12 protein-coding genes and 1 pseudogene are annotated in these 12,245 nt (G+C 59.2%); 3 read left to right on the top strand and 10 right to left on the bottom strand.

Features of this window, described 5'->3' with window-relative positions:
• Positions 1 to 133 precede the first annotated feature (133 nt).
• The 7 genes from ACIPLA_RS14035 to zur form a co-directional block, all read right to left on the bottom strand.
• A complete protein-coding gene (locus ACIPLA_RS14035; RefSeq protein ID WP_123500530.1) occupies positions 134 to 907 on the bottom strand; it encodes a MetQ/NlpA family ABC transporter substrate-binding protein in 774 nt (257 codons plus the stop codon).
• A 60-nt stretch (positions 908 to 967) separates the two neighbouring features.
• Positions 968 to 1,642, bottom strand: a complete 675-nt coding sequence (locus ACIPLA_RS14030; protein WP_401173628.1) for a methionine ABC transporter permease — start codon at positions 1,640 to 1,642, stop codon at positions 968 to 970.
• Entirely contained in the window at positions 1,642 to 2,649 is a 1,008-nt protein-coding gene (locus ACIPLA_RS14025; protein WP_218395776.1) for a methionine ABC transporter ATP-binding protein, read from the bottom strand. Before ACIPLA_RS14025 ends, ACIPLA_RS14030 begins: the two co-directional genes overlap by 1 nt.
• 291 nt (positions 2,650 to 2,940) lie before the next feature.
• On the bottom strand, positions 2,941 to 3,657 hold the full coding sequence (locus ACIPLA_RS14020; protein ID WP_401173626.1) for a PA5502 family lipoprotein: 717 nt from the start codon (positions 3,655 to 3,657) through the stop codon (positions 2,941 to 2,943).
• A 37-nt stretch (positions 3,658 to 3,694) separates the two neighbouring features.
• Positions 3,695 to 4,483: a zinc ABC transporter permease subunit ZnuB gene (znuB, locus tag ACIPLA_RS14015; protein WP_192345226.1), complete on the bottom strand. Its 789-nt coding sequence runs from the start codon at positions 4,481 to 4,483 to the stop codon at positions 3,695 to 3,697.
• A complete protein-coding gene (gene znuC / locus ACIPLA_RS14010; RefSeq protein WP_192345225.1) occupies positions 4,476 to 5,255 on the bottom strand; it encodes a zinc ABC transporter ATP-binding protein ZnuC in 780 nt (259 codons plus the stop codon). Before znuC ends, znuB begins: the two co-directional genes overlap by 8 nt.
• Positions 5,255 to 5,737 carry a zinc uptake transcriptional repressor Zur gene (zur, locus tag ACIPLA_RS14005; protein WP_008076248.1) on the bottom strand — a complete coding sequence of 161 codons (483 nt, stop codon included), beginning with the start codon at positions 5,735 to 5,737 and terminating at the stop codon, positions 5,255 to 5,257. The genes znuC and zur overlap by 1 nt, the downstream gene beginning before the upstream one ends.
• A 67-nt stretch (positions 5,738 to 5,804) precedes the next feature.
• On the opposite strand from zur, the gene znuA reads away from it, so the two are divergent.
• Positions 5,805 to 6,725: a zinc ABC transporter substrate-binding protein ZnuA gene (gene znuA / locus ACIPLA_RS14000; protein ID WP_401173623.1), complete on the top strand. Its 921-nt coding sequence runs from the start codon at positions 5,805 to 5,807 to the stop codon at positions 6,723 to 6,725.
• Positions 6,726 to 6,840: 115 nt separating this feature from the next.
• Here the strand turns inward: znuA and ACIPLA_RS13995 are convergent, their stop codons facing one another.
• Together ACIPLA_RS13995 and ACIPLA_RS13990 are read right to left on the bottom strand one after the other, a co-directional pair.
• Positions 6,841 to 7,791 carry a homoserine kinase gene (locus ACIPLA_RS13995; protein WP_192345223.1) on the bottom strand — a complete coding sequence of 317 codons (951 nt, stop codon included), beginning with the start codon at positions 7,789 to 7,791 and terminating at the stop codon, positions 6,841 to 6,843.
• A gap of 59 nt (positions 7,792 to 7,850) precedes the next feature.
• The gene (locus ACIPLA_RS13990; protein WP_008076254.1) at positions 7,851 to 8,138 is read right to left on the bottom strand and encodes a DUF2782 domain-containing protein; all 288 of its coding nucleotides are present in this window, start codon (positions 8,136 to 8,138) and stop codon (positions 7,851 to 7,853) included.
• 74 nt (positions 8,139 to 8,212) lie between these two features.
• Here ACIPLA_RS13990 and polA point away from each other — a divergent pair, with 74 nt between their 5' ends.
• Complete coding sequence (polA, locus tag ACIPLA_RS13985; RefSeq protein WP_401173621.1) at positions 8,213 to 10,981, top strand: DNA polymerase I; 2,769 nt, start codon at positions 8,213 to 8,215, stop codon at positions 10,979 to 10,981.
• 300 nt (positions 10,982 to 11,281) lie between these two features.
• Here polA and yihA read toward each other — a convergent pair whose 3' ends face one another.
• Positions 11,282 to 11,923 carry a ribosome biogenesis GTP-binding protein YihA/YsxC gene (gene yihA, locus ACIPLA_RS13980; RefSeq protein WP_123500515.1) on the bottom strand — a complete coding sequence of 214 codons (642 nt, stop codon included), beginning with the start codon at positions 11,921 to 11,923 and terminating at the stop codon, positions 11,282 to 11,284.
• Positions 11,924 to 12,114: 191 nt separating this feature from the next.
• Between yihA and ACIPLA_RS13975 the strand changes: the two are divergent.
• Positions 12,115 to 12,245: pseudogene (locus tag ACIPLA_RS13975) on the top strand (cytochrome c5 family protein); the annotation flags it as partial.

The raw sequence follows: 12,245 nt of genomic DNA, 5'->3' as shown, positions 1-12,245 counted from the left end.
CAAGCCTGGCTCCTACAGGATTGGGTGTTTCAGGCATAAAAAAACGGGGACGCAATCAATGCGTCCCCGTTTTTGATCGTTCCCACGCTCCGCGTGGGAATGCAGCCAGGGACGCTCTGCGTCCCCTTCAACGTCAGAACGCCGGCACTACCGCACCTTTGTACTTCTCGAGAATGAAGGCTTTCACTTCCGGGCTGTGCAGGGCAGCAACCAGTTTCTGCATCGCGGCGCTGTCCTTGTCGTCTGGACGGGCAACGAGGATGTTCACGTACGGCGAGTCGCTACCTTCGATAACCAGTGCGTCCTTGGACGGATCAAGCTTGGCTTCCAGCGCGTAGTTGGTGTTGATCAGCGCCAAGTCTACCTGAGTCAGCACGCGCGGGATGGTCGCGGCTTCCAGTTCACGGAATTTCAGGTCCTTGGTGTTCTCAGTGATGTCCTTCACGGTCGACAGGATGTTGTTCGAATCCTTCAACTTGATCAGGCCAGCCTTCGCCAGCAGCAACAGCGCACGGCCGCCGTTGGTGGCGTCGTTCGGGATCACCACGTTGGCGCCGCCCGGCAGCTCGGTCAGCGCTTTGTACTTGCTGGAGTAAGCGCCCAGCGGCTCCAGGTGTACACCGGCAACGCTGACGAGGTTGGTGCCCTTGGCCTTGTTGAACTCATCCAGGTACGGCTGGTGCTGGAAGAAGTTGGCGTCCAGACGCTTCTCGGCCACCTGCACGTTCGGCTGGATGTAGTCGGTGAAGACTTTGACCTTCAGATCCACGCCTTCTTTGGCCAGGGCCGGTTTAACGAACTCGAGGATTTCCGCGTGAGGCACCGGGGTGGCCGCGACGGTCAGGGTGTCGGCAGCGTGTGCGGAAAAGGCTGCAACGGCAGCGAACGCGACGAGTAGTTTTTTCATTCAGCTAACTCCTTGTGAGGCGCCCGTTTGGCGCCTGCCAGCGAATGGCCGGCTCATGACTTATTTACGTGAGAAGTGGACAACCAATTTGTCGCCAACGGTTTGCAGCACTTGAACCAGCACCAGCAGCAACACCACCGTCACAACCATCACATCCGTCTGGAAACGCTGGTAACCGAAACGGATCGCCAGGTCGCCCAGGCCGCCAGCGCCGACCACACCGGCCATTGCCGTGTAGGACACCAGTGTAATCGCTGTCACCGTAATCGCCGCGAAGATGCCCGGGCGGGCTTCCGGCAGCAAAGCATTGATGATGATCTGACGTGTCGTTGCGCCCATGGCCTGGGTCGCCTCGATGATGCCGCGATCCACTTCACGCAAGGCGGTTTCCACCAGTCGCGCGAAGAACGGCGTGGCGCCCACCACCAGCGGTGGAATCGCACCGGCGACCCCCAGAGAGGTGCCCGTGATCAACACAGTGAACGGAATCATCACGATCAGCAGAATAATGAAGGGCAGCGAACGCAGAATGTTCACCAGCAGCGACAACATCGCGTAGACGCCTTTGGCTTCCAGCAACTGGCGCGGGCTGCACAGGAACAACAGCACGCCCAGCGGCAGGCCCAACAGCACGGTGAATAGCAGCGAACCGCCGAGCATCAACAGGGTATCGCCGGTAGCCAGCCAGATTTCGTACCAGTCGATATTGGAAAAGAAACTCATCAGGACTTCCATCAGCGCAGCACCTCCATATGGACGTCAGCTGCGGTGAAGTGAGCAAACGCCGCTTCCATGTCGCCACCGGTGACGGCCAGGGTCAATTGCCCGTAAGGGACGTCTTTGATGCGATCGATGCGACCGGCCAGGATGCTGTAGTCCACGCCCGTTTCCCGGGCGACGGTACCCAGCAACGGCGCGTAGGTCGCTTCGCCCTGGAAGGTCAGACGCACGATACGCCCAGGTACGTGAGCGAAGTCGTCGCGCTGTTCGCTTTCGTCGATTTGCTCGTCTTCCTGCACGAAGCGCTTGGTGGTCGGGTGCTTGGGATGCAGGAACACCTCGGCCACCGGACCTTGCTCGACGATCTTGCCGGCGTCCATCACCGCCACCTGATCGCAGACCCGACGGATTACATCCATTTCGTGGGTGATCAGGACGATGGTCAGTTTCAGCTCGCGGTTGATCTCGGCCAGCAGTTGCAGGACCGACGCCGTGGTTTGCGGGTCCAGGGCACTGGTGGCTTCATCGCACAACAGGATTTTCGGTTTGGTCGCCAGGGCGCGGGCGATGCCGACACGCTGCTTCTGACCGCCGGACAATTGCGCCGGGTACTTTTTCGCATGGTCAGCCAGGCCGACCCGCGCCAGCAACTCCGCCACACGCCGGTCGATTTCGCGACGGGACAGTTCACCGGCGAGGGTCAGCGGCAGCGCGACATTGTCGGCCACGGTTTTGGAGGCCAGCAGGTTGAAGTGCTGGAAAATCATCCCGACCTGCTGACGGAAGCGCCGCAGGCTATCGGCATCCAGCGCGGTGACTTCTTCACCATCGACGATGATCTTGCCGCCACTGGAGTTTTCCAGGCGATTGATCAGACGCAGCAGGGTACTTTTTCCCGCGCCGGAATGGCCGATCAGACCAAAAACCTGACCATTCTCAATCGTCAGACTGGTCGGATGCAGGGCGGGAATATCCTTACCGGCGACGCGGTAAGTTTTGTGGACGTTTTGAAACTCGATCACGTAGCGAACCTTGTGGGGCGCGTTAGAAAAGGATCAGCGGTTAGCCGGGCGCGCATTTTAGCCTGTCCGTATAGAGGTTCTTAGCATTTATTTCGCATTCAACCAGCGATTTGGCAATAACGCGATCAAAGGTAGGGAGCCAAAGGCCTAGGCTAGGCGGTTCCGGCTTGAGGATTTTTATCGAACAGGAGGACGCCTTCGCGGGCAAGCCTCGCTCCTACAGGTTTAGTGTCGTTCGTTGATTACGGAAACGATACCAACCTGTAGGAGCGAGGCTTGCCCGCGAAGCTTTTAAGGCTTACGCGGACTCAAAACCATCTGCGCCGGAATGTTGCGCAGAATCTGTTTCTCCAGCTTCAGATCAAACTCCGAATCCAGCTTCTTCACCCGTTTGGTCAACAGCGTGGCCAGCCATGGGTAATCCTGGGTGCGCGGAGCCTGAATGCTCACGTCGCACTGATAATTCACCACATCGGCGGCGATGGCATCCAGTTGACGACGAAGCTTGCTCATATCGGTGAGGTTCAACGCCACCGTAGTGCTTTCAGCCGTCGGGTCGATGACTTTGGCCTGAGGTTTGGCTTCGGCAGCCTTGAGAGCTGCTTCGGCTTTATCCAGTTCAGCCTTGCGCGCATGGACAATGGCGTTGTTGACGCCACCGGTCAGCGCCGGGGCCTTGGGCATCAATACCCGGGCGCGGCTCAGCGCCGTGGCCGCTGCATTGACATCACCTTTTTGCAGCACGATCTGGCTGCGCAGCAAATAAGCTTCGGCCAATTGCCGCTGGTATTGCTCGAGGGATTGATCGTTGGGCGACTCGGCCTGCAAAGCCGCCAATTGTCCTTCGGCGGTGGCCAGTTCGCTGCTGGCCAGGCTTTGTTCCAGCTGTGCGATCGCCGTGGCCCGCGCATCGGGGGCCTCGGTGGCCGCCGGTGGCGTGCTTTGGCAAGCGCCCAGCAGCAGCGAAAATGCGACAAGGAGCAGATAACGGGAGGCGAACGGCTTCATTCCTGCGACTCTCTATTTGCGCAAAAAACGAGCAAGTCTACACCCCTCGACGGGGCAGGACAAAACTCAGCAGAAACAGCGCGGCGGCCGTCACCACAATCGACGGGCCGGCCGGGGTGTCCTTGAACCAGGACAACGCCAGCCCGCCACACACCGCGAGCATGCCCAGCAGGCTCGCGCCCAATGCCATCTGCTCCGGCGAGCGGGCGTGACGCTGTGCCGCAGCCGCCGGAATAATCAGTAACGAAGTAATCAGCAACACGCCGACGATTTTCATCGCCACGGCGATCACCACGGCGATCAGCAACATCAGGGCCAGACGCAACGCCGCCACCGGCAAACCTTCCACCTTGGCCAGCTCTTCGTGCACCGTGATCGCCAGCAAGGGTCGCCATAGCGTTACAAGTAATACCAGCACCGCCGCACTGCCGCCGAGGATCCAGGCCAGATCGGTCGGACTGATCGCCAGCAAATCGCCGAACAGATAGGCCATCAGGTCGATCCGCACTTCATGCATGAAGCTTAGTACCACCAAGCCAAGCGAGAGCGTACTCGGTGCGAGAATTCCCAACAGCGTGTCGGAAGCCAACGGTTGCCGTTGTTGCAACGTCACCAGCAATACCGCCAGCAACAAGCAGCCTACCGTGACGGCAACGGTCGGGCTGACATCCAGCAGAAAACCCAGTGCCACGCCGAGCAATGCGGCATGGGATAGCGTGTCGCCGAAATAGGCCATGCGTCGCCAGACCACGAACGAACCCAACGGGCCCGCGACCAGCGCCAGGGCCAGACCTGCAAGCAGGGCAAAGAGCAGAAAATCAGCCATGCTTGCAGCTATCTCCATGAACGTGAGTCGACGGGCCCGCGCTGACCACCGAGCCATGCAGGTCGTGGGCGTGGTCGTGATGGTGATGATAAATCGCCAGGCTTTGTGCGTTTTTTCCGAACAGCTCGACGAATGCGGGATCGCCGCTGACCTGCTCGGGATGTCCGGAACAGCAGACGTGGCGATTCAGGCACACCACCTGGTCGGTGGTGCTCATCACCAGATGCAAATCGTGAGAAACCATCAAAACGCCGCAACCATGACGATCACGCAAGCGTGTGATCAGGCTGTAGAGCTCGGCTTGACCGGCCACGTCGACGCCTTGTACCGGCTCGTCAAGCACCAGCAATTCTGGCTCGCGCAGCAATGCCCGCGCCAGCAGTACCCGCTGCATTTCGCCACCGGAAACACTTTGCACCGGGCTGTCGATGACCTGTTCGGCACCGACTTCCTTGAGGGCGACCAACGCCCGAGCCCGGTCCACGCCCGGCACCAGACGCAAGAAGCGCAGCACCGAAAGCGGCAGGGTTGGGTCGACATGGAGTTTTTGCGGCATGTAACCGACGCGCAACTTCGGCTTGCGCCAGACGCTGCCGCTGTCCGGTTTCAACAGGCCGAGCACCGCGCGCACCAGCGTGGTTTTGCCGGCACCATTGGGGCCGATCAAGGTCACGATCTGCCCCGGCTCGACACTCAGCTCGATGTTGTCCAGCACGTTTTGCCCGGCAAAGGTGACAGCCACCTGCTCGAGACGAATCAGCGCGTTGCTCATCAAGCCCCCTGGCAACCCGAGCAGAGACCGATGACTTCAACGGTCTGGGCTTCGACGATAAATCCGACATCTTTGGCGCTATCGATAATCGCGTCGCTGATGGATTTCTGTTCGAGTTCGATGGCGGCGTGGCATTCGCGGCAAATCAGAAACTGCCCCTGGTGGGCGTGTTCCGGGTGATTGCAGCCGACGAAGGCGTTCAACGAGGAGATGCGATGTACCAAGCCGTTTTCCAGCAGGAAATCCAGCGCGCGGTACACGGTAGGAGGCGCGGCGCGGCGGCCGTCCTGCTCGCTGAGCACCGCCAGAATGTCATAGGCACCCAACGGTTTGTGGCTTTGCCATACCAGTTCCAGCACTCGCCGACGCAAAGCGGTCAGACGCAGCCCCTGACGTGCGCACAAGACATCGGCCTCAGACAATGCGCTATGCACGCAATGAGAGTGGTCGTGGGGACGGCTGGCAATCGGTGTTTTAGGCATGAGCTGGCGACGAGTTTTGTGAGAGACGTTATTATGTTACCCGTTCTCGCCTCTTTGAGTGGTCATCGTGTCCCGACTTTTTTCTATCTTTGTCGCATTTGTCGCCAGTTTTCTGCTGATCGGCTCAGCTCAAGCCGAGGTTAAAGTCCTCACCAGCGTCAAGCCTCTGCAGCTGATAGCCGCGGCGGTGCAGGACGGCGTAGCGGTTCCGGAAGTTTTGCTGCCGCCCGGTGCCTCGCCCCATAACTATGCCTTGCGTCCATCCGATGTACGGAAAGTGCAATCGGTGGATCTTCTGTACTGGATCGGCCCGGACATGGAAGGTTTCCTGCCCCGTGTGCTGAAAGGTCGTACGTTGCCCAGCGTCGCGGTGCAAGACTTGCCTGGTTTGAAACTGCGACATTTCGCCGAAGATAACCACTCCCACGCCGAAGAAGCCGACGAGCATGACCACGATCACCGCCCCGGCAACCTGGATGCGCATTTGTGGTTGTCACCGACCAACGCCCGCGTGATCGCTACCAAAATGGCCGCCGATCTGAGTGCCGCCGATCCGGCCAACGCGGCGCGCTACCAGAGCAACCTCAAGGTGTTCGATGAGCGTCTGGATGCTTTGGATCTGCGCCTGAAGGCTCGTCTGGCGGGTATCGCGGGCAAGCCTTACTTCGTGTTTCACGAAGCCTTCGACTACTTCGAAGACGCTTATGGCCTCAAGCACACTGGCGTATTCAGTGTCGCAGCCGAAGTACAACCCGGCGCCCAGCACGTGGCGGCGATGCGCACGCGGTTGCAGGAAGTCGGCAAGACTTGCGTGTTCAGCGAACCACCGCTGCGCCCGCGCCTGGCAGAAACCCTGGTGGCCGGGCTGCCGGTGAAACTGGCGGAACTGGATGCGCTCGGCGGGTACACGCCAGCGACCGCTCGAGGGTATGAGCAACTGCTGGAAAAGCTGGGGAATGATTTGGCGGGGTGTTTGGAGTCGTTGTAGGCGCGGGATCTGCGGCGCCCCATTCGCGGGCAAGCCTCGCTCCTACAGAATCGCGTCGTTCACAACATTGGCGAACGACGCGATTCTGTAGGAGCGAGGCTTGCCCGCGAAGCTTTTAAAGGGCGAAAGGCAGTGGTGTGTGGATCTTCTGCCGCTGCATCAGCCGCAACTGAAATTCCATCGGATCGTGAATCAACACGTCCTGCCCGGCGAAAGACTCCGCGGCGATCAACCGCGACAACCAGAACCGTACGCACGCCACGCGCAGCATGGTCGGCCATAGCTCGGCTTCGGCAGCGGTAAACGGTCGCAGCGCGGCATAAGCGCCCAGCAATGCCCGCGCCCGAGCGCCATCAAGCTGCCCTTGCTCGTCCGAACACCAATCGTTCAAGGCAATCGCCACGTCATAGAGCATCGGCCCGGAACAGGCGTTGTAGAAGTCGATCAACCCGGTCAGGTGCGTGCCTTCGAACATCGCATTATCGCGGAACAGGTCCGCATGGATGTTGGCTCGCGGCAGCGCCAGAATTTTCGTCTTCTGCTGTGTGATTTCATCCAGCGCCCGTTGCAGTAAATCGCTTTGCTCGGCATTCAGGTGCGAAAGTAACTGCGTGCCCTCCTCCAGCATCCAGTCCAGGCCGCGATCGGTTTTGCGTTTGATCATGTTGGCTTGGGTCGCCAGGTGCAGATGAGCCAGCAGCTCGCCGACCTGAGCGCAATGCTGCGCGTTGGCGTCCTTGATGTGCTTGCCCGCCAGACGGGGCTGCAACAGTGCAGGTTTACCGGCCAGTTCGCGCAAGGCGACGCCGTCAGTGGTGCGCAGGGCATAAGGCACCGGCAGGTTGGCGTCGTGCAGCACGTCGAGCAGTTCGATGAAAAACGGCATCTCCTGCACCGGACCGCGCTCGACCAGAGTCAGGACAAACTCGCCCTGCTCCAGGCTGATAAAGAAATTGGTGTTTTCGCTACCGGCGGCGATCCCCTGGAAATCAAGCAGGCGGCCAAGCCCGTAAGGGGCGAGAAAGGTTTCCAGCTCGGGCCGAGCCAGGGGGGTGAACACAGACATGGTTAAAACTGCCAGTACGGGCGCCGCGACTGCCGGCGCCGATTTAAGTTAGGAGCGGTTTACCACTCGAATATTTTCCACGACGGAATCAGCATATCCGGCTGGTCCGAGCGGATGAAGTTACCGTCGGAGCCATCAGCGCGCACCAGGAAATACGGTTTGCCGACTTTCGGGGTCACCTTGATGGCATACAAAAAACCATTTTGCCGATACTCCTGAATGGTTTTATCGCCTTCCGTGCGGATTGTTACATCCGGGTCTGCCGAGGGCGCATCGTCCGCCGCCATGACAGCCAATGGAGTGATTGCAAACAAGCCAGCCAGCAACAAGCGATTTAGTGTGCGCATGATAACCTTGTCCCTTTGTCGTCAACGGTCCCGCTATTCTAGCGCCGGACCCGCCGAAAAGGTTGATCCTGCTCATGAGCCAAGCCCCCCTCGTCCTGGTGGACGGTTCTTCTTATCTGTACCGCGCCTTTCACGCGCTGCCACCGCTGACCACGTCCAAAGGCCTGCCGACCGGTGCGGTCAAAGGCGTTTTGAACATGCTCAAGAGTCTGCGCAAGCAGTATCCGGACAGCCCGTTCGCCGTGGTGTTCGACGCCAAGGGCGGGACGTTCCGCGACGCAATGTTCGCCGAATACAAGGCCAATCGCCCAAGCATGCCCGACGACATGCGGGTTCAGATCGAACCGTTGCACGCCAGCGTCAAGGCCTTGGGCTTTCCATTGCTGTGCGTGGACAATGTCGAAGCCGACGACGTGATTGGCACCCTGGCCCGCAGCAGCGCGGCCGCCGATCGTCCGGTGGTGATCTCCACCGGCGACAAGGACATGGCGCAACTGGTCGACGGGCACATTACCTTGGTCAATACGATGACCGGTAGCGCGCTGGACGTGGAAGGCGTGAAGGAGAAATTCGGCGTCGCTCCCGAGCAGATCATCGATTATCTGGCACTGATGGGCGATTCGTCCGACAACATCCCGGGCGTTCCGGGTATCGGCCCGAAGACCGCTTCCGGCCTGCTGGTCGGCGTGAACGGTGGCCTGACCGAGCTCTATGCGCAGCTCGACATCGTCCCGACCCTGCCGATTCGCGGCGCCAAAACCCTGCCGGCCAAGCTCGAAGAGCATAAGGAGATGGCGTTCCTCTCCTATCAATTGGCAACCATCAAGATCGACGTACCGCTGGACATCGGTCTCGATGACCTGCAAATGGGCCAGCCGGATCACGACAAACTCGCCGAGCTCTACACCCTGCTGGAATTCAAAAGCTGGTTCGAAGAGAACCAGCGCGACGCGAAGCGCTCGGGTCAGGAAATTGTCGAGGTCGCCCAGGAACAGCCGGGCGCCGCCGAAGCGAAGTACGAAACCATCCTCGACCAGAAGCACTTCGAGGCCTGGCTGGACAAGCTCGACAAGGCGCCGTTGATTGCCTTCGTCACCGAAACCAACGGCAGCGATGCCCAACATGCACAACTGGTGGGTCTGTCGTTTTCCGTCGCGGCCAACGAAGCGGCCTACATTCCGCTGACCCATTCCTACATGGGCGTGCCGGAGCAACTGGATCGCGATACGGTGCTGCTGGCGCTGAAGCCGCTGCTGGAAAACCCGAATAAGCTGAAAGTCGGCCAACACGCCAAGTTCGAAACCAACATTCTCGCCAACTGCGCCATCGGTGGCGATCAGACCAGCGGGATTATTGTTCAGGGCATTGCTTACGACACCATGCTCGAGTCTTACGTCCTGGACTCGACGGCCACCCGCCACGACATGGACAGCCTGGCGCTCAAGTACCTGGGCCAAAGCAAGACCGACATTCAAGGGATCGCGGGCAAAGGCGTCAAACAGCTGAGTTTCGACCAGATCTCTCTTGAGCTGGCAGGCCCCTATGCCGCCGAAGACGCTGACGTCACCTTCCGTCTACACCAGGCTTTGCAGGAAAAACTGGCAGCAACGCCAAGCCTGGGCAAAGTGCTCAACGAGATTGAAATGCCGCTGATGCCGGTTCTGGCCCGAATCGAACGCCAGGGCGCGCTCGTGGATGCCAACTTGCTGGGCATCCAGAGTGTCGAACTGGGCGAGAAACTGGTCGCCCTTGAGCGCGAGGCCTTTGCCATTGCCGGTGAAGAGTTCAACCTGGGTTCGCCGAAGCAACTGGGCGTGATCCTCTACGAAAAGCTCGGTTTGCCTGTAATCAGCAAAACCGCCAAAGGCCAGGCCTCGACTGCCGAAGCGGTGTTGGCCGAATTGGCCGAACAGGACTACCCGCTGCCCAAGGTGCTGATGCAATACCGCTCGCTGAGCAAGCTCAAAAGCACCTACACCGACCGTTTGCCAGAGCAGATCAACGCTCGCACCGGGCGCATTCATACGTCTTACCAGCAAGCCGTCGCCGCCACCGGACGCTTGTCATCGATCGACCCGAACCTGCAGAACATTCCGATTCGCACTGCCGAAGGTCGTCGGATTCGTCAGGCGTTCGTCGCGCCGAAAGGCTACAAGCTGCTGGCCGCGGACTACTCGCAAATCGAACTGCGGATCATGGCGCATCTGGCCAAGGACGAAGGTTTGCTGCATGCCTTCCGCAATAACCTCGATGTACACCGGGCAACGGCCGCAGAGGTGTTTGGCGTCGAACTGGACGCGGTCACCAACGATCAGCGTCGCAGCGCGAAAGCCATCAACTTCGGTTTAATCTACGGCATGAGCGCGTTTGGCCTGGCCAAGCAGATCGGCGTGGACCGCAAACAATCCCAGGCCTACATCGACCGCTACTTCGCCCGTTATCCCGGCGTACTGGAATACATGGAGCGCACGCGCGCCCAGGCCGCCGAGCAAGGTTTCGTCGAAACCATCTTCGGCCGTCGTCTCTACCTGCCGGAAATCAACGCAAAAAACCAGGCACTGCGCAAAGCGGCCGAGCGCACGGCAATCAACGCCCCGATGCAAGGCACCGCGGCAGACATCATCAAGAAAGCCATGGTAACGGTGGATAACTGGCTGACTTCGTCAGGCCTGGACGCCAAAGTCATCTTGCAGGTACACGATGAATTGGTGCTTGAGGTGCGTGAGGACCTGATCGATCAGGTGCGTGAAGACATTCGCATGCACATGAGCAGCGCCGCCCAACTGGATGTACCGCTTCTGGTCGAGGTAGGTGTAGGCAACAACTGGGATGAAGCGCACTGATCGGCCTGAACGACGCCTGTGCTGCGGCCTTATGCCGCAGCACAAAATAACGAAGGGCTATAGTGCGGAAAATGACATCGATTATTTCCAATGGTTTTTGAAAATAGTCTGAACTAAATCCGTGAACCGCCACTCAGAGATACTGAATGGCTGGTGAAGCCCTTCGATGCTCCTATGTTGTGTTAAGTGTTGGCAGATATCTGGACCCCGCCCTAGCGGTCCGGAACTTGAACCCCGGAACTTCTCCCTCCCCATATGAAGTCCGGGGTTTTTTTTGCCTGGCTTTTCACCTGTAAAGCCTTACTCGGCAGCCTCGCTGCCCTTGTCCGCCAACTCCATCCAGCCCGCCAGTACAGTGTAGGCGTCTTCCAGCCCCATTCGTTTCGGTGCCGAAAACAGCTGGATAGTGATCGTATCGCCCCAGCCCTTGCGGATTTGCGCCTGAACCTTGAGCAGCGCGTTTTTCGCCGCGCCATAGGTCAGCTTGTCTGCCTTGGTCAGCAAAATATGCATCGGCATGCCGCTGGCGACGGCCCAATCGAGCATCAGCAGGTCGAAATCGGTCATTGGATGACGGATGTCCATCATCAGAATCAAACCTTTCAAACTCTCGCGACCGCCCAGATAGGCTTCCAGGTGACGCTGCCAGTGCAGCTTCAGCGGGATTGGCACTTTCGCGTAACCGTAACCCGGCAGGTCGACCAGACGGCGTTCATCGTCTAGCTTGAAGAAGTTCAACAGCTGCGTGCGACCCGGAGTTTTCGAGGTCCGCGCCAGGCTGGCGTGTGTCAGGGTGTTCAATGCGCTGGACTTGCCGGCGTTGGAACGCCCGGCGAAAGCCACTTCAAAGCCTTCGTCGTCGGGACATTGGTCGACTTTGGCGGCACTGAGCATGAAGGTGGACTGTTGGCACAGACCGAGGATGGGGTTCTTGAGTTGCATGGGATTTCCGATGTGGGCGGCGCCGGGAATGGACGCGGCAAGCTGTGTCGTTTCCGTTTCAGTGACGCCAGTATATAATGCCGCAGATTTTGTGTGCGCTTTGTCCCAGCGTAGGATGAAGTTCACGAGAGCGATTAACCTTGATTGCGCATTAGAACGCAGCACGCTCTCAACCCTGAAAAGGTCGTTTTATGACGAAATGGCTGCTAGCTGCCGGTGTCTTGATGCCGCTTTACAGCGCTCAGGCTACACAGGATCCGGAAGCTGTGTACAACCGTGTTTGTGGTGCCTGTCATTCCGGCCAACTACCCATGGCGCCCCG

The sequence above is a fragment of the Pseudomonas sp. NPDC086112 genome (assembly GCF_044746425.1).
GTDB lineage: Bacteria > Pseudomonadota > Gammaproteobacteria > Pseudomonadales > Pseudomonadaceae > Aquipseudomonas.
Note: the sequence above shows the minus strand (reverse complement) of the source record. Positions and strands in the feature narration are given on the sequence as shown.

Excerpts from the sequence above, each read along its gene's own strand:
- ACIPLA_RS14035 (WP_123500530.1), bottom strand. The coding sequence starts at position 907 with ATGAAAAAACTACTCGTCGCGTTCGCTGCCGTTGCAGCCTTTTCCGCA.
- ACIPLA_RS14030 (WP_401173628.1), bottom strand. The coding sequence starts at position 1,642 with ATGGAAGTCCTGATGAGTTTCTTTTCCAATATCGACTGGTACGAAATC.
- ACIPLA_RS14020 (WP_401173626.1), bottom strand. The coding sequence starts at position 3,657 with ATGAAGCCGTTCGCCTCCCGTTATCTGCTCCTTGTCGCATTTTCGCTG.
- znuB (WP_192345226.1), bottom strand. The coding sequence starts at position 4,483 with ATGGCTGATTTTCTGCTCTTTGCCCTGCTTGCAGGTCTGGCCCTGGCG.
- znuC (WP_192345225.1), bottom strand. The coding sequence starts at position 5,255 with ATGAGCAACGCGCTGATTCGTCTCGAGCAGGTGGCTGTCACCTTTGCC.
- zur (WP_008076248.1), bottom strand. The coding sequence starts at position 5,737 with ATGCCTAAAACACCGATTGCCAGCCGTCCCCACGACCACTCTCATTGC.
- ACIPLA_RS13995 (WP_192345223.1), bottom strand. The coding sequence starts at position 7,791 with ATGTCTGTGTTCACCCCCCTGGCTCGGCCCGAGCTGGAAACCTTTCTC.
- ACIPLA_RS13990 (WP_008076254.1), bottom strand. The coding sequence starts at position 8,138 with ATGCGCACACTAAATCGCTTGTTGCTGGCTGGCTTGTTTGCAATCACT.
- polA (WP_401173621.1), top strand. The coding sequence starts at position 8,213 with ATGAGCCAAGCCCCCCTCGTCCTGGTGGACGGTTCTTCTTATCTGTAC.
- yihA (WP_123500515.1), bottom strand. The coding sequence starts at position 11,923 with ATGCAACTCAAGAACCCCATCCTCGGTCTGTGCCAACAGTCCACCTTC.